Source organism: Sporosarcina cascadiensis (assembly GCF_009650995.1).
Taxonomy (GTDB): domain Bacteria; phylum Bacillota; class Bacilli; order Bacillales_A; family Planococcaceae; genus Sporosarcina; species Sporosarcina cascadiensis.
This window is the reverse complement of the sequence record NZ_WHVV01000005.1, coordinates 71,336-91,228: the sequence shown is the minus strand read 5'-3', so window position 1 is coordinate 91,228 and position 19,893 is coordinate 71,336. Positions and strand designations below refer to the sequence as shown.

At 43.8% G+C, this 19,893-nt stretch carries 20 protein-coding genes; 2 read left to right on the top strand and 18 right to left on the bottom strand.

Features of this window, described 5'->3' with window-relative positions:
* Positions 1–18: 18 nt before the first annotated feature.
* From GDZ68_RS07130 to GDZ68_RS07105, 6 genes are all read right to left on the bottom strand, one after another.
* Positions 19–1,209 carry a M20 metallopeptidase family protein gene (locus GDZ68_RS07130; protein WP_153721588.1) on the bottom strand — a complete coding sequence of 397 codons (1,191 nt, stop codon included), beginning with the start codon at positions 1,207–1,209 and terminating at the stop codon, positions 19–21.
* 75 nt (positions 1,210–1,284) lie between these two features.
* Positions 1,285–2,112, bottom strand: coding sequence for a MetQ/NlpA family ABC transporter substrate-binding protein (locus GDZ68_RS07125; RefSeq protein ID WP_153721587.1), 828 nt, complete (start codon positions 2,110–2,112; stop codon positions 1,285–1,287).
* A gap of 13 nt (positions 2,113–2,125) precedes the next feature.
* Positions 2,126–2,779 carry a methionine ABC transporter permease gene (locus tag GDZ68_RS07120; protein WP_153721586.1) on the bottom strand — a complete coding sequence of 218 codons (654 nt, stop codon included), beginning with the start codon at positions 2,777–2,779 and terminating at the stop codon, positions 2,126–2,128.
* Positions 2,776–3,798, bottom strand: coding sequence for a methionine ABC transporter ATP-binding protein (locus tag GDZ68_RS07115; protein WP_153721585.1), 1,023 nt, complete (start codon positions 3,796–3,798; stop codon positions 2,776–2,778). Before GDZ68_RS07115 ends, GDZ68_RS07120 begins: the two co-directional genes overlap by 4 nt.
* Before the next feature lie 208 nt (positions 3,799–4,006).
* Positions 4,007–5,158 carry a hypothetical protein gene (locus GDZ68_RS07110; RefSeq protein ID WP_153721584.1) on the bottom strand — a complete coding sequence of 384 codons (1,152 nt, stop codon included), beginning with the start codon at positions 5,156–5,158 and terminating at the stop codon, positions 4,007–4,009.
* Positions 5,151–5,675: a sigma-70 family RNA polymerase sigma factor gene (locus GDZ68_RS07105; protein WP_228551034.1), complete on the bottom strand. Its 525-nt coding sequence runs from the start codon at positions 5,673–5,675 to the stop codon at positions 5,151–5,153. Before GDZ68_RS07105 ends, GDZ68_RS07110 begins: the two co-directional genes overlap by 8 nt.
* A gap of 203 nt (positions 5,676–5,878) precedes the next feature.
* Here GDZ68_RS07105 and GDZ68_RS07100 point away from each other — a divergent pair, with 203 nt between their 5' ends.
* Positions 5,879–6,418, top strand: coding sequence for an ECF transporter S component (locus GDZ68_RS07100; RefSeq protein ID WP_153721582.1), 540 nt, complete (start codon positions 5,879–5,881; stop codon positions 6,416–6,418).
* Between the two features lie 44 nt (positions 6,419–6,462).
* On the opposite strand, the gene GDZ68_RS07095 is transcribed toward GDZ68_RS07100, so the two are convergent.
* The 7 genes from GDZ68_RS07095 to GDZ68_RS07065 all read right to left on the bottom strand — a co-directional run bounded on the left by GDZ68_RS07095 (position 6,463) and on the right by GDZ68_RS07065 (position 14,507).
* Positions 6,463–7,170 carry an ABC transporter permease gene (locus GDZ68_RS07095; protein WP_153721581.1) on the bottom strand — a complete coding sequence of 236 codons (708 nt, stop codon included), beginning with the start codon at positions 7,168–7,170 and terminating at the stop codon, positions 6,463–6,465.
* A complete protein-coding gene (locus tag GDZ68_RS07090; RefSeq protein ID WP_153721580.1) occupies positions 7,167–8,015 on the bottom strand; it encodes an ABC transporter ATP-binding protein in 849 nt (282 codons plus the stop codon). Before GDZ68_RS07090 ends, GDZ68_RS07095 begins: the two co-directional genes overlap by 4 nt.
* Before the next feature lie 230 nt (positions 8,016–8,245).
* A complete protein-coding gene (locus GDZ68_RS07085; RefSeq protein WP_153721579.1) occupies positions 8,246–9,268 on the bottom strand; it encodes a LytTR family transcriptional regulator DNA-binding domain-containing protein in 1,023 nt (340 codons plus the stop codon).
* A 149-nt stretch (positions 9,269–9,417) separates the two neighbouring features.
* Positions 9,418–10,917, bottom strand: a complete 1,500-nt coding sequence (locus GDZ68_RS07080) for a malate:quinone oxidoreductase (protein WP_153721578.1) — start codon at positions 10,915–10,917, stop codon at positions 9,418–9,420.
* A gap of 249 nt (positions 10,918–11,166) precedes the next feature.
* Positions 11,167–12,435, bottom strand: coding sequence for a DUF4179 domain-containing protein (locus GDZ68_RS07075; RefSeq protein ID WP_153721577.1), 1,269 nt, complete (start codon positions 12,433–12,435; stop codon positions 11,167–11,169).
* Complete coding sequence (locus tag GDZ68_RS07070) at positions 12,428–12,958, bottom strand: RNA polymerase sigma factor (protein ID WP_153721576.1); 531 nt, start codon at positions 12,956–12,958, stop codon at positions 12,428–12,430. The genes GDZ68_RS07075 and GDZ68_RS07070 overlap by 8 nt, the downstream gene beginning before the upstream one ends.
* Before the next feature lie 358 nt (positions 12,959–13,316).
* The gene (locus GDZ68_RS07065) at positions 13,317–14,507 is read right to left on the bottom strand and encodes a DUF4317 domain-containing protein (protein WP_153721575.1); all 1,191 of its coding nucleotides are present in this window, start codon (positions 14,505–14,507) and stop codon (positions 13,317–13,319) included.
* A 176-nt stretch (positions 14,508–14,683) separates the two neighbouring features.
* Between GDZ68_RS07065 and GDZ68_RS07060 the strand changes: the two genes are divergently transcribed.
* Entirely contained in the window at positions 14,684–15,106 is a 423-nt protein-coding gene (locus tag GDZ68_RS07060) for an organic hydroperoxide resistance protein (protein ID WP_153721574.1), read from the top strand.
* 41 nt (positions 15,107–15,147) lie between these two features.
* Here GDZ68_RS07060 and GDZ68_RS07055 read toward each other — a convergent pair whose 3' ends face one another.
* From GDZ68_RS07055 to GDZ68_RS07035, 5 genes are all read right to left on the bottom strand, one after another.
* Positions 15,148–15,774, bottom strand: coding sequence for an NUDIX hydrolase (locus GDZ68_RS07055; protein WP_153721573.1), 627 nt, complete (start codon positions 15,772–15,774; stop codon positions 15,148–15,150).
* Between the two features lie 103 nt (positions 15,775–15,877).
* The gene (locus GDZ68_RS07050; protein ID WP_228551033.1) at positions 15,878–17,161 is read right to left on the bottom strand and encodes a M48 family metallopeptidase; all 1,284 of its coding nucleotides are present in this window, start codon (positions 17,159–17,161) and stop codon (positions 15,878–15,880) included.
* Between the two features lie 161 nt (positions 17,162–17,322).
* The gene (gene srtB, locus GDZ68_RS07045) at positions 17,323–18,099 is read right to left on the bottom strand and encodes a class B sortase (protein ID WP_153721571.1); all 777 of its coding nucleotides are present in this window, start codon (positions 18,097–18,099) and stop codon (positions 17,323–17,325) included.
* A gap of 11 nt (positions 18,100–18,110) precedes the next feature.
* Positions 18,111–18,881 carry an ABC transporter ATP-binding protein gene (locus tag GDZ68_RS07040; protein ID WP_153721570.1) on the bottom strand — a complete coding sequence of 257 codons (771 nt, stop codon included), beginning with the start codon at positions 18,879–18,881 and terminating at the stop codon, positions 18,111–18,113.
* A 6-nt stretch (positions 18,882–18,887) separates the two neighbouring features.
* The gene (locus GDZ68_RS07035; RefSeq protein ID WP_153721569.1) at positions 18,888–19,853 is read right to left on the bottom strand and encodes a FecCD family ABC transporter permease; all 966 of its coding nucleotides are present in this window, start codon (positions 19,851–19,853) and stop codon (positions 18,888–18,890) included.
* Positions 19,854–19,893 lie beyond the last annotated feature (40 nt).

Sequence of the window (19,893 nt, the reverse complement as noted above, 5' to 3'; positions counted from 1 at the left end):
TTTTTGATGGACTTTTATTCAAAATACATAATAAGCAGCAATCTTCGTAAAAGCCCTTGCGATATTTTCTAAAGCTCTCTCGTCAAAATCAAATTTCGGGTGGTGATGAGGATAATGGGTGGCCGGATCTTCATTTCGTGAACCTGCCCTAAAATACGTGCCGGGCTTCTCCAACAAGAAATACGAAAAGTCTTCTGCCCCCATGGATGGCTCCATTTCTATTACTTGTTCAGCTGAAAACTCCTCCACAAATAAAGTGCGTACGGTTGCCGTCTCAGCCGGCGGGTTATATAAAGCGGGGTAACCGTTTAGATAGTCGATGAGGCAGGTAGCTCCAAAAGCAGCAGCAATGCCTTCGGCTATCTGATAGACTTGTTTTTCTACTTGCTTCCGCACATTTGTGTCAAATGTCCGCACAGTTCCCTCTAATAAAGCTTTATCGGCTATAATATTAAACGCGCTCCCTGCTTGCAACACGCCGATTGTAACTACTGCCGACTGCAATGGATCGACTTGTCTGCTGACGATCTTCTGCAGGGAATTCACGATTTCAGTGGCAATTACAACAGCATCCACTGCTTGATGGGGCCTTGCACCGTGACCGCCTACGCCCTGAATCTTTATGGAGAACTTATCAACCGCAGCCATCTGGTAACCTTCTCCGACAACCATAGTCCCTAAAGGCGTTTGAGAATCCAGATGTGCCCCAAAAACATAATCTACACCTTCTAACACTCCTGCTTCCACCATGAACTTTGCGCCTCCCGGAGGTAATTCTTCTGCAGGCTGAAAGATGAAAACAATCTTCCCATGGATATCCTGTTTGAATCTGCTGAGTGTTTGCGCTGTCCATAATAATGCGGCCGTATGCCCGTCATGTCCACAGGCATGCATCACACCGGGGTTCTGTGATTTATAAGGAACTTCTTTCTCATCCTCAATCGGCAGTGCATCAAAGTCCGCTCTGAACGCAATCGTCTTTCCTGGGTGGGCTCCTTCGAGAACAGCTGTAATTCCGTATCCTCCGATATTTGACGTCACTTGCAATCCAAAACTGTGCAACTTTTCTTGAATGTATAATGTTGTTTTTTCCTCTTGAAAAGACAGTTCGGGATGCTGGTGCATATGACGTCTCCACTCGACTGCTTCTTGAGCCGTCTTTGCCAACCTGTCATGTAGATTATTAATTGTTGTTTGCTTGCTAGCCATATTCCTATTCCTCCTTTATAGTAATGAAAAAACCCGCAAGGTCAACTACATACCTTGCAGGCGATACACTATGAATTACTGCAATTCTTTCGGAACAAACCAGTAATCATCTTTGTTATGTTCCCTTAAATACTCTTTGAATTCGTCAGACTTATATGCGGCCGCTACGTCCTTCGCCCATTGTGAATCTTTATGCTTTTCAGTTGTTGTAGCCACTAATACTAAGTGATCCGATACATCTTCCGAAACCAGTTTAGTTGATGGGTCCATGTTTGAAGCAAAGACAATACTTCCCGGAACCACGCCATACTCCAAATCACTTAACGAACGGGGAATCTGTGCAGAATCCATCTCTACTATTTTTACGCCATGAGGATTTTCTTCAATATCGGCAGCCGTTGCTTTAATTGGTTCTACGCCGTCTTTCAGTTTGATAATTTCAGCTTTCTGAAGGATTGCGTATGCTCGAGCTGCATTCGACGGATCATTCGGAATTCCGATGGTGTCGCCTTCCTTTATATCATCCAATGAAGTTTTCTTACCTGGGAATAGACCTGCCGGCACCGTTGGAATTGGAGTTATACTCGTTAAATCAGCTTTCTTATTTTCATTGAAATTTTCCAAATAAGCTGTATGCTGATCCACGTTCAAATCAATACCGCCATCTGCCAATGCCACATCTGCCTGCAATAGATCATTAAATTCCACTTGCTTGATTGTATAGCCTTCCTCTTCCAAAATCGGTTTAACTGCATCCAAGAACAATAAACTGTAAGGACCTGGTGATGTCCCTACTTTAATCTCTGTTTTATCTGCATCATCTGCATTATCATCTTTTCCACAGCCTGCCAAAGCCAATACAAACACTGCCAATAAACTTACGATAATCGAAAACTTTCTCATTTTCCTGTCCCCTTTACTCATGTCTTAGTTTTTTTGCCAGGCGATTGCCCGCCCCTTGAATAATCTGTACAATAATAACCAAAATGACGACTGTCAGCACGATGACGAATGTATTAAACCGTTCATAGCCATATGTGATTGCCAGACTTCCTACCCCGCCGCCGCCAATTGTCCCCGCCATCGCAGTAGCCCCGATTAGCCCAATCGTTGCCGTTGTCAGCGTCAGTACCAGCGAACCGAGTGCTTCAGGAAGCAAGAAGAATCGGATCGTCTGGAATGTAGTTGCACCCAGTGATTTGGCGAGTTCCATAATACCCGGCCCGACCTCCAGCAAGGAATTCTCTACCAGCCTTGCAATAAACGGAGCGATATAAACGAGAAGCGGCACGATCGCCGCTGTCGAACCATACGTCTGCCCGACGATCAGCCGGGTAAGCGGCGTAATCGCAACCAGTAGAATAATGAATGGAATGGACCGTAAAATATTAATAAGGCCATTCAGTACGGTGAAAAAAACTGCATTTGGCTTAATACCGTTCGGCCGTGTCAACACCAATAAAATCCCCAGCGGAATACCAATCAACGCACCGATTAAGAGGGAAACAGAAACCATATACACCGTTTCATAGATGGATCGCATAATTAACTCTGTCGATACACCATTCATAGCTTCACCTCCTGAATCAAAACTTCTTTTTCTTTCACATAACGGACCATTCGCTCAATTTCAGGATCATCGGCGTAAAAAGCGACAGTAAAGATTCCGAGTGTCGTGCCTTGAAGCTCTGTAACGTTTGCAAACAGGATTTTGATCTCTGCTGTAAACTGTTTTGACAGTTCGAAAAGTAGTGAGCTGGTAGAATTTTTACCGAGAAACTTGAACTGAAAGATCCTGCGGTTTATTCGATCATCCTGTATTTCGGCGATCACACTGGGCGGAATTTCATCATGAATGACTGTCTTCACAAAACCCTTAGTTGTGGTATTTTGCGGGTTTCCGAATACATCCAGTACGTGCCCTGACTCAATGACACGCCCATTCTCCATTACCGCTACCTTATTGCAGATTTCACGTATGACTTCCATCTCATGTGTGACAACCAAAATAGTGATGTTAAAATTTTCATTAATCTGTTTTAAAAGATTCAATATAGAGAGTGTCGTTTTCGGATCCAGTGCGGAAGTGGCCTCGTCGCAAAGTAAGATTTCCGGATTCGTTACCAGTGCCCTGGCAATACCGACCCGCTGTTTCTGTCCGCCTGACAATTGTGCCGGATAGTTTTTCTCCTTATCAGCCAGACCGACAAATTCTAATAACTCTCTGACTCTTGTCTGAATTTCTTTTTTATTTACTTTATTGAGAACGAGTGGAATGGCGATATTCTCAAACACCGTCTTAGACTCCAGTAAGTTAAAATGCTGGAACACCATTCCTATATTTTTCTTCACTTGAGAGAGTTCACTGTTTGAAAGTGTTCCCAGTACTTTCCCTTTCACTTTGACGTTTCCTGCTGTGGGAGCTTCCAAGGCATTCACCATACGGAGCAGCGTACTCTTGCCTGCTCCGCTGTAGCCGATTACTCCATAGATGTCTCCCTTATCAATGGTTAACGAAACATCATCTAAAGCTACAATTGTATTGCCCTTGTGTGTAAATTGCTTTCCTATGTCTGTAAACTCGATCAAGGACAATCACCCTCTCTTTTTATATACCAAGTTAACTAATATGAATTAAATACAATAATACCTTATTAATCCGATTAGTCAATAGGTTTTATGGATATAGTATGTTGAGGAAACTATTTTGTTCTATATTTTGATGAAGTGCAGAAAATCCGTGTACTTTCATTTTTTCAATATGAAAAAAGCCAGGCAAATGCCTGACCGTATTTCTTTATTTAAGTGTCTCCGTATGCAGAAAGTGCATGGAACGTCTTGCACCCTCGCCATTCATGACCAGCGTTCCCTGTTCAGTAAAACGGGGACGGACTAAACGCTCTTTTATATCCTGTAAGTATGGCTGGATGACTGCTTTGTCACCTTCCAGTTTATATACTTTCACTGTATCCGAGGTTTTATCCGGCACGCTCAATGCGAGCCAATCACCGTGGACTGCGTAATCAAAGTGACGGGGTGCATCCAGTTCATTGAACGTGCGGTCACTCACAGAGATGTAACCAAGGGCATAGTTCTCCCCGTCCGCTGAAACTTCCGCATAGATTCTGTCATCTGCCAATTCCACTTTTCCGATTTCTCCGTAAGGGATCTCGTATGTTCCCAATTGTACCCGGCTTTCTAAATCGTACAGTGTAAGTTTCGTATACTGCCCCTCTTGGCCGCTGAGCTGTTCTGACAAGACCGCTTTGCTTTCATGAGCGGTGAAGGCTTGTTTATCCCCTTCTCCATCATATTCATGAAGCAAATACAGCTCCTTTGTACGCAAGTCCATCTGCATGACAGCCGGGAATTTCTGCGTGGATAAATAGAGCAGGGACTGATCCGCTATCTGCTGCATGCCGAAATGATCTGAGATATCCTGCATCTCTCCCGTTTCTCTGTTCAGTATATGGATCAGACCGCCGGATTCCCAGGAGATCCACTGTGCATCCGCCGCAAGTGTGACACCTGAAATCCTGTCCTCTGTGCCTTCTGCAAGTCGCGTTTCCTCCAGTGTCTCCATTGGATAAGAGAAGATATCATGACCATCCGTATAGATCAATTCATCATTCTCATCTACATAAATCGAATTAATGAGATCACTATATTCCACATGATCCATGACCACCTGCTGTTCATGTGTTACCACTTGCGGCTCGGATGCGGCAGACTGCTCCCGTTCTGGCTGAAGATAAGGAAAAGCAAGGAAACCTGCTAATCCAATGACTGCGATGGAAGCAAGAACAGATGCTGTCCGGCGATTCTTCTGCAATGGCTCAGAAGTCATACGCCTGTGTGCAGCCGCCAGGATGGTTTGTTTTTTCTCCTCATTCAATGTCAGTTTTTCAGGTATGGAGTTATTCAGATCCTTTTTAATTTGCTTACTCATCGTCACTTCTCTCCTCCCATACAATCCGCGCCAGTTTCCTGCCCCTTGCCAATCTGGTTTTTACTGTGTTGACCGGGCAGTCCAGCACTTCACCAATTTCATTTACAGACAGTTCCGCATAATAATAAAGCCAGATGACTTCCCGGTATTTGACCGGCAGCGCTTCTACCATCTGCGCGACGTGACTTGAAGATTCTGCGAACAGCACTTTCTCTTCAGGTGTTTCCTTTAAAACGAGCAAATTCTGAAACAGATTGGATATCTCAACTTTTCGATAGGACCAGCTTTTAAAAACATTTTTGCATTCATTCATCGCAATTCTATATAAGTACGTCTTCACAGAAGAACGGCCTTCAAATATGTTCAGATGCAGATAATAGCGAATGAATACTTCCTGCACAATGTCCTCTGCCCGCTGTGCGTCTTTTACAACCGCAAAGACTACACGCAGAAGATAATCACCGTGTTCATCCATCGCTTCATGCAGCATCTGATCACGTTCCTGCTTTTTCAACACGCCGCCTCCCTTCCTGCCTGAATGTTAGACAACACTCCATTGATTTTAGTTTCATTTTCATACGAAGAAATTGCAACTGGGATTATTTCCAACTTCCACAAGAAACTGACCACTAAACTTTAATAGAAATTGATGCTTTTAAAAACATCAGATATCTATTATTCTAAATGAACCAATCTCACAATGTTAGGAAGGTTCAGAGCATGCAAAAAACACACAGCTATACACCATCCCGTACAAAAACGTTCGACTTAATCATAACTTCTATGCTGGCCGCACTTGTTTTTACAGCGACATTATTATTAAATATCAAGCTGCCGATTGCTGCAAACGGCGGACTGATCCATCTTGGCACGGCCATGCTATTTATCGTTTCGATTTTATTCGGGCCGAAAAAGGGAGCGATAGCAGGCGCAGTCGGAATGGGTCTGTTTGATTTATTCGGCGGCTGGGCCTTATGGGCGCCCATCACGATCATTACGCGGGGACTGCAAGGCTATGTAATCGGAAAGATTGCCTGGTCGAACGGCCGCAAAGGCACAAGCTCTTCATTCAACCTGCTGGCTATGATCCTGTCTATTCCTGTTACGGTAGCCGGTTATTATATTGGAGAAAGCATTCTGTATCATAGCTGGATTATCCCGCTGGCTTCGATTCCGGGCGATCTCGTTCAATGTGCTGTCGGAATTGCAGTCGCTATTCCTGTATGTACGATGCTGAAGAAAGTTCCGATGTTTAAATAATAAAAAGTGCCTGGGCTGTTTTATAGCGCAGGCACTTTTTATTATTAATCAACCATTTTCTTGCGGTAAATGACACGTGTCAGCAGAAACAGAACGACAACCCATGCGAATATAATCAGAAGTTCTGTCAGTACATTACTGAAGCCTCCGCCCGCTTCCACTTTTACAGCCAGCTCGATCAACTGAATGTTCGGCAAATACATTCCTATTTTAGCGATCGGATACTGATCCACAATTGCCGGTAAAAATGATCCTAGTGAGAAAACCGTAACGACCGGCATAACGATGACTGAAGCTTCGAGAACAGACTTTGAAAATAGACCAAGCAATGTTCCAAAAGCAATATAGAAAAGAGCAGAAAGAATGAATGCCACCGCAATTACACCTAAATTCGCCGGTCTGTAATCCGTAAAGAATATAGTGATGATGACAGTCAGCATAGTCAGGATAAACGTCAGCAGACATTTACCGCCTATTATCTCTGCGGTGCTCGCAGGCGACAGCATCAGCCCGCGAAGTGTGTTCTTTTCCTTTTCTTCTGCGATCAAGCAGCACTGAACAAAAGTAGCAACCATTACGAAGGCCAGATTGATGAGTAGAAAGTTTGCCTCAATCGAATTCGGACCCGTCTGGCCGTACATAATTCCGAGTCCGATCGGTAAGATCAATACCGTCGAAACCGCCAAGTTCCGAGAGAAGTCCTTAAAGTCTTTTACTAATATTGCATTCATTCGTTTTAATGAAATCATCATGCCAATTCCCTCCCTGTCACTTGTACGAAAATTTCTCCCAATGTCGGCTCATTTGAATGGACCGTCACTACCTGATTATTGTTCATATAATCAAACAGCCGATTGGCCCCTTCATTTCCCGCAGACAGCACGACCTTTTCCTCCGTTGCCAGCTCCACAGTAATTGTTGAATCAGAGAAACGCTGCTTCAGTTTCTTCGGCGTATCAAGAAGCTGAATCATTCCTTGATCTAAAAAGGCAATGCGGTCACACAGCAGTTCTGCTTCCTGCATATCATGTGTGGTCAGAAAAATAGTCGTTCCTCTTTCATTGAGCGCACGCAAACCCTCGTGTATGTGAAGGGAGTTTCCGGGATCCAGTGCAGAGGTTGGTTCATCCAAAAAAAGTAATTCAGGTTTATGAATCAATGCTCTTGCCAGTGTGACACGCTGTGCCATCCCCTTCGACAAAGCGGATATCCTTTTCGATCGATCCTGACGCAGATTCACTGCATCGAGTACTTCATCAATTTCCGAATGAGGCACGTTATACAGATCACAGTACAGTTTTAAGTTATCATAAATTGACAGTCTTTCATAAAGACCGCTGTTATCCGTAAGCACGCCGAAACGACTGCGGTATTCTGATTTCTTCAACTGAGATACCGGCTCGCCAAAAACCATTGCCGTCCCGCTTGTAGGGGTTACCTGACCGGTAAGAATTTTAATGGTAGTTGTTTTACCTGATCCACTCGGTCCCAAAAAACCGAAAATCTCTCCTTTCTTCACTTGAAAATCTACACTCTCCAATGCTGTTTGATTTCCGAATACTTTTGCGAGTTCCTTCACCTCTATAATATTTTCCATTTTCATCCTCCTCATGATTTGCTGTACGTGTTTTCTTTGCATCTTTAGATTAAGGGAAAGAAAAGCAGCGAGCATCATATTTTGAATGAAAAGAGACTGACAGGGGATGAATGGAGCAAGCAGATTGCTGAATGAGCAGCTGAATACCCTTTGATTCAGAAAGCCCGGCCTATCGCAGGCCGCTGTATCTCTAAAATATTCCCCGGGAAATTATGCATATTTCGACAGAATCAGAGTCCAAGCATCTCTTTCAGTTCAATCATTTTCGTTTTAGATAAAGGGATTGTGGATTTCTCCATGTCATCCAGTACCAGACTGTAACTGTTTCTCGTCCATGTAATTACTTCACGTACTTTCTGCAAATTGACGATATATGATCGATGGCAACGGAAGAAACCAAACGGCAGCAAGCGATCTTCTAATTCATTCAGAGTGAAATTCGTCGAGAATGATTCTCCCTTTATATGTAAAAAGGATTGTCCTTCATTACTTTCAATATAATCAATTTCAGGCGGATCAAATAAAACAATCTTGTCATTTACTTTTGAGGGAATCTTTTCAAAACGCACCGGCTGTACCGACTCTGCTGAAATGGATGACTCTTCTGCAGCAGATTGGTCTTCCACTGCATCGCGTGTCTGAATCGAATGGAGTCCATTGTCATCCAACCGATAGACCTCGTCGGCAGCAGTGACTGCGCTCTCCATATTTCCCGTCAGAATTAATACACCTTTCCCTTGCTCCTTCAATCCCTGCAGTATCGTAAGAAAAATACGTTTAGATTCAAGATCCATATTTTGATCCGCCTCTTCAAAAATATAATAAGAAGGATTTTGCATCAGCAAGCACGCAAGCTGCATCCGTCTTCTTTCCGAATAGCTCAGTTCTTTTATCTTCACTTTCCGTTTTGAATGCAACTGTACAGCATGCATGGTATCTTCTATGGATATTTTGGATGTATAGAGCTGCTTGGTGAAACGGATCATTTCTTCAATGGATAATCGTTCATACAAGCCTTGATTCAGGAACAAAAAGCCCAGCAGCTGTTTACTTTTATTATAAGAGTCCCCTGCTATCTGAACTTCTCCGGCTGAAAGCCTAATCTTTTCTAACAGCACTTCCATTAACTGCTCCCGGACATTAACACTTGAATAGATTGCCACAGCCTTACCAAAACTAACCGTTAAATTAAATGAAGGAAATATCATAAAATCATGTATACGTTTTTCTGCATTAATAAATTGAAGCGTCATCTGTATAAACCTCTTTCCGCATATTGTCTACTACATTTATAGTAGTGTAAGTGGTGAGGGATTTCTACCGGGTATTTCATTTCAAAGATTTAGACAGACAAAAAGGCTCCGCTACGAATGAACGTAACAGAGCCTTCATCTTTTATTGATCAGTTGTGAACCGCTTCTTTTTCAGCTAGTCCTAATGTTTCAGCAGTTGACGCATGAATTTCTTTAAGAAGTTCAGGGTTTTCCACTAGGGACTTGCCGTAAGAAGGAATCATTTCTTTCAGTTTTGGCTCCCAGCCTTTGACATACTCCGGGAAACATTTTTGCAAGAGGTCCAGCATAACGGATACTGCTGTTGACGCACCAGGAGAAGCACCTAAAAGTGCAGCAACTGTACCGTCAGCGTCCGTTACTAATTCTGTACCGAACTGCAGTGTTCCTTTGCCTTTATCTGTATCCTTGATAACCTGCACACGCTGGCCCGCAGTCCATAGATCCCAGTCTTCGCTCTTCGCATCTGGAATAAAGTCGCGCAGTTCATTCATGCGCTGTTCTTTTGTCTGTACCACTTGTTCTACCAAGTACTTAGTCAACGACATATTTTTCGCACCGCATGCAAGCATCGTCGTCACGTTATTCGGTTTAACAGAGCCGATTAAATCCAGCATAGATCCTGTTTTCAGGAACTTTGGCGAGAAGCCTGCAAACGGTCCGAAAAGCAAGGATTTTTCACCGTCGATATAACGCGTATCCAAGTGAGGAACTGACATTGGCGGTGCACCGACTTTTGCTTTTCCATATACTTTCGCATGATGCTGAGCAATCACTTCTGGATTTTTACAGATCATAAAGATTCCGCTGATCGGGAATCCTCCGATATGCTTGCTCTCAGGAATATTTGTTTTTTGAAGCAATGGAAGACTTCCGCCTCCGCCCCCAATAAAAACAAATTTCGCTTTGTGATATTCAAGGACACCATCACGATTATTCTTTATTTTTAATTCCCATTCTCCGTCACTAGTACGTTTGATATCTTCTACTTGGTGACCGTAGTTGACATCCACATCAGCCTGTTTCAAGTGATCGATCAGCATACGTGTAAGCGCACCGAAGTTTACGTCCGTTCCAGTATCGATTTTAGTTGCAGCAATCGATTCACCCAGTTGACGATTCTTCATGATTAACGGAATCCATTCTTTTAGTTTTTCCGGATCATCGGAAAACTCCATTCCTTCAAATAATGGATTCGCAGTCATAGCTGCTACACGCTTTTTGAGATACGCTACATTATCATCACCTTGAACCATACTCATATGCGGCAATGGCATAATGAACTGCTCGGGGTTTTCAATTAACTTCTGGTCTACTAGATGGGACCAGAACTGCATGGACAATTGGAATTGCTCATTGACTTTGATTGCTTTGGTAATATCAATGGAGCCATCCGCTTTTTCAGAAGTATAGTTCAGTTCACACAATGCTGCGTGTCCTGTTCCTGCATTGTTCAATTCGTGAGAACTTTCTTCTCCTGCTTTATCCAGCTTTTCAAACAATGAGATTTTCCAATCCGGCGCTAGTTCTTTAAGCATTGTTCCTAGCGTCGCACTCATAATCCCGGCACCGATTAAGATAACATCTGATTTGGTTTGTTTATTATTCATTTTGACCTTCCTTATATATGAAATTTACAGAACTGTAAATGTTCCTGAATAAGGCGTCACAACGAACATGGCGCACACGAGGAGCACTTTATTCTGTCTTAGTTATCGTACATCTACTACATCTTTTCTAGTATACATCAAATGTAACCCGGATTAAAGAGACTTGTTTAATTGTAAGGATTTAGCAGTGAAAATGTCGAATTTTTGATACATATAGATAGTTTTATGGCATTTCCTGCACCAAATTACTTATTTCTTGATTGTGATATTTATAGTTTCTCCATACTCTTTCTCATAATGTATCCCTTTAATCCTCATTGTTTCCGGGAACTTGCGTGTATTAAAGAACAGTGTCCGCTCTTTATATTCCTTGTCGTTTTCACCTATTACATAGTCTTGACTCAGCGTCGTTGTCAGAGGAATTTTTTCATTTCCTACTTGAACCGTCACAGCATCGAGCAAGATATTTTCTTCCGTCGCAACTGTGACCTCTAAACCATCTGAAGTAACTTCTGCCTGTCTAATTATCGCTTCATAACCGTCTAGATCTGCAACAGATTCCTCTCCTGCTGTCAAAGGTATCGTTTCATTTACCTGTTTATAGCCGACAAATGTGTCTATCTCGAGAGCCAGTGAATCCAATTGATCCGGCAGAGCATCATAATCGATTGTAAATGTATCTCCATTGAATGCGGAGGACACCCCGCTGCCCACAGAATCCATTTGGACTCCGTCAACTAGCAATTTCACGCCTTCAAATCCCAATGAAATCCGGTCATAGTTATCAACTTTAATCTTCCCCTTGATTGTCGTCTGACTTGGTGTTGCTGTGATGGAATCAAACCGGATATTACCCTGATCGACTTGCACGCTCTTTTTAATGGACTGCTTCAGTCTCGTCTCCAGCGCAGCGTCCGGATTATAGGGGAATGTAATTTCCAGCGGCTCTTGTGAGTTGGCATCATGAAGTTCCAGCGTCAGTTTTTTGGCGAACGGGCTGACCGGCTCAAATGTCCGCATTCCTTTTAACTGCGTACCGTCGTCATTGATAATGGACGTGCCATGAATGGAATAGGAGTTTGTGAGGAAACCATTCAGCTGCATAAAATCTAAATCATCTTTCACTCCTTCAGAATGATCAATCGTATAGTAAAGTACGAAACGGTTTTCATCTGCTAAAATACCCTCAATTGTAAACTTTGATCCATCAGGCAGCATCATCTCTTTATCCACATTTTGACCGTTTCCTGCCTGATTAAGCTTCGTCAGTGTATCAGGCATAATTTCTTCAAAACCAAGCAATTGTTTCCCGTAATAAGCAAATGCATTATATTGATAGCCGGCCAATGACAGAATGAGTAATGCAGCCGCCACTGGAATCCATCGCGGCATACGATGTTTTTTCTGCTTCGGTACTTTATCCAAGGCAGCACGCAGCCTTCCTTCCAATTCACCCGGCGCTGTTATTTCATCGAGCCGCATTTTCTCTTCTTTCAGCTTCCGCTCAAGATCAGTCATCAAATTCACCCCTTGCCGCTTCACGTATTTTATTCAATCCATTAAAAACTCTTGATTTTGCTGTGCCGACAGACACTTTCGTTATATCCGCTATCGTTTTATAATCCAAGTCATGAAAGTATTTCAGCTCAATCGTCTCTCTCTGCTGTTCATTAACAACAGCAAGCATTTGCTGGATATCGATCGACTGCTCCGTTCGCTCCAGCAAAACATCTTCCGAATGAAACTCCTCCGATTCAAAGCTTTCGAGCAATATGAGCCGGTCCGCCTTGCGCAGCATCTGCCTGCATTGATTTACCAGTATCGTTTTGCTCCAGCTATAAAACGACTCGTTTTTTTTGAGTTTCGGAATATGACGGTACAGACTAACAATCATTTCCTCCATCGCGTCCATGGCATCGTGTGGATTACCCATATAGCTTAGAGCCAGCCTGTAATACTCATCTTGCTGCTCACTGATTAACTGCAGCAGCGCTTCTTTGTCACCTTTTTTAGCCAGCTTCACTAACCGGGCCATTCTCATATCTTCACCCCTCACTTATAAGAGTCTGCAGAACGGCAGAAAGTTCATTTGTTAATAAAGAAACATAGTTAAGGTTCAATGTGATATCCGCTTAATCCCATTTCCCCCCATGCCCCTTGGTCAGGCACAGTGACGATGCATTGGTGCGGTAAACGTTTAGTTTGGAGCGCACCTTGCACAGTTTAGCGCCGTGCCGCAACAAAATAGTTCGGCTGCGGCAGACTTTGGTGCGGTTGCAACCCTTTTTGGTTCGTTTCCAGGATGTTTTGGAGCGCGACACTGCATTTGGCCGCAGAAATATAGAAAAAGCCGGCCGGAAAGCTATTTCATTTTCCAGACGGCACTTTGCAAACAAGTATTAATTTAAAAGCTTCTCCGAAATCAACTTAAACCCATCAATAATCGTATCTTCTTCTACCTCTATCAAAATACATCGCTTGCCATCATAGTTGACCTGTTTGACATACTTCAAGTCTTGCGGACTGACCGAAATATTGGCTACCTTCGTTTCAATCTTTATGGATTTCGACGTGTAGCTCGGTACAATATGGCTCGCTTTCATTTCATACATATCATTATCGACAACGGATTCAAAAGCATTCTTTACTTGCTCCGCGTCGACATAATCCACGCCGCTCATTTTCAGTACACGCTCAACCTGTACCTTATCCAGCGCCGGCGGTTCTTCCGGATCTTCCTCTTCTTCATCGACTTCTGTTAGACGGTGCACCGCCTCATACACATTGGCAAGCGTCTGGGAAGCGACTTCTTCTCCCACCACATGCTTGATGATTTCCTCAAATACCGCTTTATCATCCGCAGCGGTCATGACCTCTTCGCCGTTCAGCACTTCCTCAATAAAACGGTAATCCGGCTTATTCATCCTGCCGGCAGCATACAAAATATGATTGACGTCCGCCGCGTTATCCGTGAAGCTCGGGAACAAAAAGCCGCCGACCGGTGACGCCAAGTTAATAATCGGATCAATCATCGTATTCGCCTTGAATTCCCGTCCAATGAAGTCAAAAACAATCGAGCGTTTCGGCAAATCGGTATGATTCATGCTGCATAGAATAAATGGAGTCGTAAACACTTCATCGCGCGCATCTATTTCCGTTTCTTCACTGCTGCGCTTGGTCTTCTTGAAGTAATTGCCCCGAATGAACGTTACGACAAGATCCTTTTCATACTGCACTTCTTTCACCATTTTTAAAGCCAGATGCTGCATTTCATCTTTCCATTCATCGGCCTCTTCCGCTTGAAGCCCTGCGTATAACAGCTTTTGTGCATGATCGGGCTGTTCATCCGACTGCGGTTCAAACTTCACTTCAAACAGCTTCATTCCGAGCTTGCCGCCAAGCACCTTTTTGAAGTTAGCCAAGAACAGCTCTTGCTGCTCACGGTCCAGCAGTGCAAATGCCTGACTCTCTTCATGATAGATCTCACTGCTTTCTTGTCGAATATAAATATTATAAATATCCGTGATTGTCAGCAAATCTGAATCCACTTTAAAACGTTTGCGGATGTCTGCGATATCATTTTTATTCATCTATTATTTCCACTCCTGATCATTAACATTCTATTTTTCATTATAACGGACTTATCCTGCATAAATTGACTGATTATCACGGTAAACGAAAAATTTATCTATTACAGACATAATCTATAGGAATTGGGGTAAACAATCAAATAGGTCAATACATTTTGAACAGGAGAAGTGATATCATGTCAGAAAAATTATTTACCTCAACTGCTACAGCTACCGGAGGCCGTGAAGGTCATGTTAAATCCTCAAACGGCGTTGTCGAATTTGATACAGCAATGCCCGGCACGAAAAGAGAAAAAGAACTTTCGAACTCTACGAATCCAGAGCAGTTATTCGCAGCCGGCTATGCATCTTGCTTTGATGGCGCGCTGCAGTTAGTTGCAGGCAAAGAACATGTCAAATTCTCTTCCGAAGTTACCGCAAATGTCAGTCTGTGTAAAGACGAAGCAGACGGCGGCTTTAAGCTCGAGGTGAAGCTGCAAGTAAAAGGAACAGACATCGAAAAGGACAAACTTGAGGACTTGGTAGAAAAGGCGCATCAATTCTGTCCATATTCAAAAGCCACAAGAGGCAATATCGAAGTGACATTAGAAGTGCTCTGATAGAATCGGTCAAAAGGCTGCAGACGATGTCTGCAGCCTTTTTATGCTGTTTTTCTCATAATCTCAATAAAATGCTTGAGTATTCTTGCGGTAAGTCCCCACACGGTGTAATTACCATACTCGTAAAACCACTCTTCCAGTGAATGACTTCTCCACTGGTACTGATCACCATTCATAATTTTCTCGAACGGAAAGTTTGAAGATGGAGATGATTCAACGGTTACGAGATGCATGTACGGCTCATGCTCAAGCAGCCACTTGACAGGAATCGTAAAGACCTCTTCCACTTCATCTTTATTATAGCTGCGGATGATTTGATGGTAGTCAATCACCGCCACAAACGGATGTACGACAAACGACGGTGAAGCAATATACGGGCTTAATTCACCGATCACCTTCACGGTGGCGGGGTCAACGCCCAATTCTTCCTGTGTCTCCCGCAAGGCCGCCGCCATTGGGGATGCGTCTGTCGGATCTATGCGTCCACCGGGGAAACTAATATCTCCCGGCTGTTTTCTCATTGTGAAGGAACGCACTTCAAATAACACATGCCATTCTCCGTCCGACTCCACAAGCGGAATGACGACAGCCGCACGAAAAGCCGTATCTTCTCCGATGAACAGCGATTTACTATCTTGAATTTTATCATGCAGTCGATCCAAGTTCATAGAATACTCTCACCTCGGTGTTTTTATCTATCGTATCATTACTATAGTCCGGATAAAAGATATACAAAAAAGCCACCCCAGTAGAGTGACTTTCATGATCAGATTAATACAGCAATATTTCTTTAAATTCCTCTTCGGTTTTGACACCCAAATAACTTACTCCCGATTCGCCATCAACATCTTTTACTAATGGGTCTGCGCCATATTCATAAAGCAGCGCAGCCAGCTCATAATCTTCATTTGCTAATGCCGCGGTTAAAACAGTTGAGTAATTATCCGAGTCATTTGGATTTGCCCCGTTCTCCAGCAATACTTCGGCGGCTTCCACATTACTATTGTAGACTGCGTAGTGAAGGGCAGTTGTCTGCTCGTCATCTTCTTCAAAAATATCATGACCCTCCATCAAGAATTTCTCTACTTCACTAACATCGCCGTCCGCTGCCGCCTCCATGAGCTGAGTTAAACCAGGGGAATCGTATTCATCCGCTCCGGCTTCTTGGAAGCCTCCAAGGAACGTTGAGAGAATAGTAGTACCCAGAACAAAAAAGAGAATGATACCGACATACAGAGCGGTAAGAGCTCCGCCTGCGATAAGAGCACCTACTGTAATTTTCCCTGCATTCGTCCGGAAGTTCGGCGTTCCTTCCACCTGCATGAACTGGCCGACTGCCTGAATTCGTTTCGGCAGATTAGGATGGCTGGCCAACACTTCGGAGAACCATACTGCCACATTGGATTCGCTTTGAATTTGTTCGAGATAAGCAAATTCATTCACTTCTTTATAGAGAGCTTTCCCTACGCCTAACATGGTAAGCGCACGTTTGGCAGCGAAACCATCCTGTGTGTAATAGGCCGCATACCGGTCGCATGTATACTCACAGGCCCGGCTGTATGCCTGTGAAAGAAAAGGGATAAAAGCGGCAGGCATAATCAGAATGTTTTTCCACACATGTCTCCGTTTAATATGGGCCAGTTCATGTGCAATAATGAAATCCAGTTCCTTTTCTCCCTGCTGTCTCGCCAGTTCGAACACTTCTGAATAAATCACCATCATATTTCTTCCCATAAATCTTGTGGCAAAAGCATTTAAAGCACCTTCTGAATTAATGACGAATACATCAGGCACTTTGGCTACTCCCATTTGAACGGATAAATCCACTACTCTTTTATAAACATCAGGAAATTGCTTTTCATTCACCTGGATCCCGTTTCCCCGAATACCGCCGATCATGACAGCATTCAGCACTAATATGATTGCAAGTATGGCTGCAGCAATTACGATACCGACAACGCTGATTACAGCTAATAAATAGATGAGTACACTGAAAACAATACTAATAACAAAATACGGTGTTTCTTTACTGGAGTGAAGCGATTGTGTTCCCAACAAAAAACCTCCTATGAATGGTCTGTAACTCAGAACTATACACAGACCTCTTTTACTTATCAATCCGCTATTTTTCCTAGGAAAAACAAAAAAGGAATGCATACCCACGCATTCCTTTTTTGTTCCTGGTCTTTTCACACCCTTGTGCACCTGGTACTTATTTATCTTTTCACTAATTTCCCCTGCACTACGTAGCGCTTGTCTTTACTGTTCACAGAGTTATTGCATGTGGAAAGCGTAACGATTTTATCATCCGGTCCCACTTCCACCGGCATCTCAATCAGCGAACGTGATTCCACTTCCCCTAAGAAACCCGCAAACTCTTCATCCGACTGGAAATGCGTCTCAATATAATAAAAGTCGATCGTCGTTTCATAGGCGGCAAACACTTCAATGTCATAACCTTCGTACAGCGTATCCACATAGATCACGGAATGTTTATTGGCATAGTCCTGATCTCCAAACTTCTTCAGGCTGCCGAACATCGTATCGTTTCTCATGGCATGCCCGTAAATCACCGTGTTACGGCTCATATCGGTGACATCGTTGCGGTAATCCATGAAGACACTTCCTGCACGGCTGTAATCACCTTTGAAGTTCCGGTTCAGATAAAAATCATTATCCTCCGCCTGCAGTATCGGGTTATTGACCTTTGAGCCCTCAACTGAAATCCAGCCGACAATATCGTCATTGATTTTATGCAGCTCATCAAACTGCGGCCTCATCGTATAGCGTGATAAAATATCCTCTTTATTTGACCCTTCTGAAACGGCAGGCTCTGTCACATTTCCCAGCGCCGTCTCATAGATTTCCTGTGTTTCTTTCAATGTACCCGCAGCTTCTATATATGTATAAAGATACTGTACCAGCAAATAACCTGAATACAGGAAGACCGCCAGATAGACAAACGGCATCAGCTTCGATAGGCGTTTTTTCATTCGGAGACCTCCTAAATACCGAGTGACATCATATAGAGGCCAAGTTCGTCGTCTTCCTTAAAGACCGCGTTCACGCCATAGACCTGCTTAATGACATCTTTCGTAATGACTTCACGCGGCGATCCTTCAGCCACAATCTGTCCAGCCTTCATCAGAATGATTTCATCACTGTAACGGATTGCCTGGTTGATATCATGCAGCACCATAACAATCGTCAGGCCGTATTCTTCATTCAGCGACTTCACCAGCTCGAGCAGCTCAATTTGGTAATAGATATCCAAATAAGTAGTCGGCTCATCCAGGCACAGAATCTCAGAGCGCTGTGCCAGTGCCATCGCAATCCACACACGCTGGCGCTCACCGCCCGATAATGCCTCCAGATCTTTATCGCGCTTATCATTCAGATTCGTCACCGACAGCGCCCAGTCGATTGCCTGAAGATCCTCTTCCCGCGCGCGCTGCAGCAAGTTTTTATGCGGCAGCCGGCCAAAGCCGACGAGCTTTTCAATCGTTAAATCTTTTGGTATATCATTCTGTTGATAAACTATCGCCAGTTTTTTTGCGAATTCCTTTGGCTTATACTGCAGCAGGTCACGATTTTCCAATGAAACAGCACCCGACTTCGGCGTATTGTTTCTGGACAGCACACTTAATAACGTCGATTTCCCACAGCCGTTCGGACCGATAATTGTCGTAACTTTGCCTTTTTGTATCGACGTCGTCACACCGTCCAGATGGTTCGTTTTATTATCATGGGAGACAATGATACTTTTCATTTCCATAGCAGGTCACTCTTTTCGCAGTAAGAATATGAGGAATGGGCCGCCAATGATTGCCATGATCGTCGATGCAGGAATCTCCAGCGGGGCCACAATCGTCCTTCCAATGGTGTCAGCCAGCAAAATAATCAATGCCCCCAGCAATGCGGTAAATGGTAGGAGCACTTTATGGTCATAGCCGACTAACCGGCGTGCGATATGTGGTACGAGCAGGCCGACAAATGAAATGACCCCTGCCACGACGACTGAAATGGCTGATAATAAAACGGCCGTTGCCGCAATGATCAGCCGTGCGCGCGCCACATGAAAACCAATACTCTTTGCTGTTTTATCCTGCAGTACCAGCAAGTTGCACCAGCTGTACAGTGCAAACGCCAGCACCAGTCCAATCGTTCCATATGTAACAATTGTTGAAACATCTTTCCACGTCCGCAGTGTCAGATTCGAACCGATGACACTTGACGCCGAGACATTCAACGAGCCGCCAAAGCTGATGAATGCTTCCGTCAGGCCTGTGAACATCGCATTGATCGCGATTCCTACAAGGATTAATTTCAACGGACTGAGCCCCGACTTCCATGACAGCGCAAAAACGAGGAAGCAGGCAAAAGCACCTCCCATAAACGCAAATAAGGGAGTCATGAAAAAGAGTGCGGGAAAAAATGAAATAATAAATAACTGAACAAAAGCAGCACCGGATGAAATTCCGATAATTCCCGCGTCTGCCAGTGGGTTACGCATAACAGACTGCAGCAGAACACCGGAAACCGAAAGGGCCGCCCCGGCAAATAAAGCAACAATGATCCGGGGAAAGCGCAGATCCCGGATCGCTTCCATCTGACTGTTTCCCTTTTCAAAAAGCGCACCCAAAAATTCGAAAAAGCCCATCTGAATACTGCCTGTCGCAGCTGAATAAACGATGGTCACTATGAGCAGCACAGCTACAGCCACATAACTAACAATTCTTTTTGTCATAACGGTCTTCCTTTTTCACCGTAATTCATCAATCATCCTG

Coding starts and splice junctions, on each gene's coding strand:
- GDZ68_RS07130 (WP_153721588.1), bottom strand. CDS start 1,209: ATGGCTAGCAAGCAAACAACAATTAATAATCTACATGACAGGTTGGCA.
- GDZ68_RS07125 (WP_153721587.1), bottom strand. CDS start 2,112: ATGAGAAAGTTTTCGATTATCGTAAGTTTATTGGCAGTGTTTGTATTG.
- GDZ68_RS07120 (WP_153721586.1), bottom strand. CDS start 2,779: ATGAATGGTGTATCGACAGAGTTAATTATGCGATCCATCTATGAAACG.
- GDZ68_RS07110 (WP_153721584.1), bottom strand. CDS start 5,158: ATGAGTAAGCAAATTAAAAAGGATCTGAATAACTCCATACCTGAAAAA.
- GDZ68_RS07100 (WP_153721582.1), top strand. CDS start 5,879: ATGCAAAAAACACACAGCTATACACCATCCCGTACAAAAACGTTCGAC.
- GDZ68_RS07095 (WP_153721581.1), bottom strand. CDS start 7,170: ATGATGATTTCATTAAAACGAATGAATGCAATATTAGTAAAAGACTTT.
- GDZ68_RS07090 (WP_153721580.1), bottom strand. CDS start 8,015: ATGGAAAATATTATAGAGGTGAAGGAACTCGCAAAAGTATTCGGAAAT.
- GDZ68_RS07085 (WP_153721579.1), bottom strand. CDS start 9,268: ATGACGCTTCAATTTATTAATGCAGAAAAACGTATACATGATTTTATG.
- GDZ68_RS07080 (WP_153721578.1), bottom strand. CDS start 10,917: ATGAATAATAAACAAACCAAATCAGATGTTATCTTAATCGGTGCCGGG.
- GDZ68_RS07075 (WP_153721577.1), bottom strand. CDS start 12,435: ATGACTGATCTTGAGCGGAAGCTGAAAGAAGAGAAAATGCGGCTCGAT.
- GDZ68_RS07070 (WP_153721576.1), bottom strand. CDS start 12,958: ATGAGAATGGCCCGGTTAGTGAAGCTGGCTAAAAAAGGTGACAAAGAA.
- GDZ68_RS07065 (WP_153721575.1), bottom strand. CDS start 14,507: ATGAATAAAAATGATATCGCAGACATCCGCAAACGTTTTAAAGTGGAT.
- GDZ68_RS07060 (WP_153721574.1), top strand. CDS start 14,684: ATGTCAGAAAAATTATTTACCTCAACTGCTACAGCTACCGGAGGCCGT.
- GDZ68_RS07055 (WP_153721573.1), bottom strand. CDS start 15,774: ATGAACTTGGATCGACTGCATGATAAAATTCAAGATAGTAAATCGCTG.
- srtB (WP_153721571.1), bottom strand. CDS start 18,099: ATGAAAAAACGCCTATCGAAGCTGATGCCGTTTGTCTATCTGGCGGTC.
- GDZ68_RS07040 (WP_153721570.1), bottom strand. CDS start 18,881: ATGGAAATGAAAAGTATCATTGTCTCCCATGATAATAAAACGAACCAT.
- GDZ68_RS07035 (WP_153721569.1), bottom strand. CDS start 19,853: ATGACAAAAAGAATTGTTAGTTATGTGGCTGTAGCTGTGCTGCTCATA.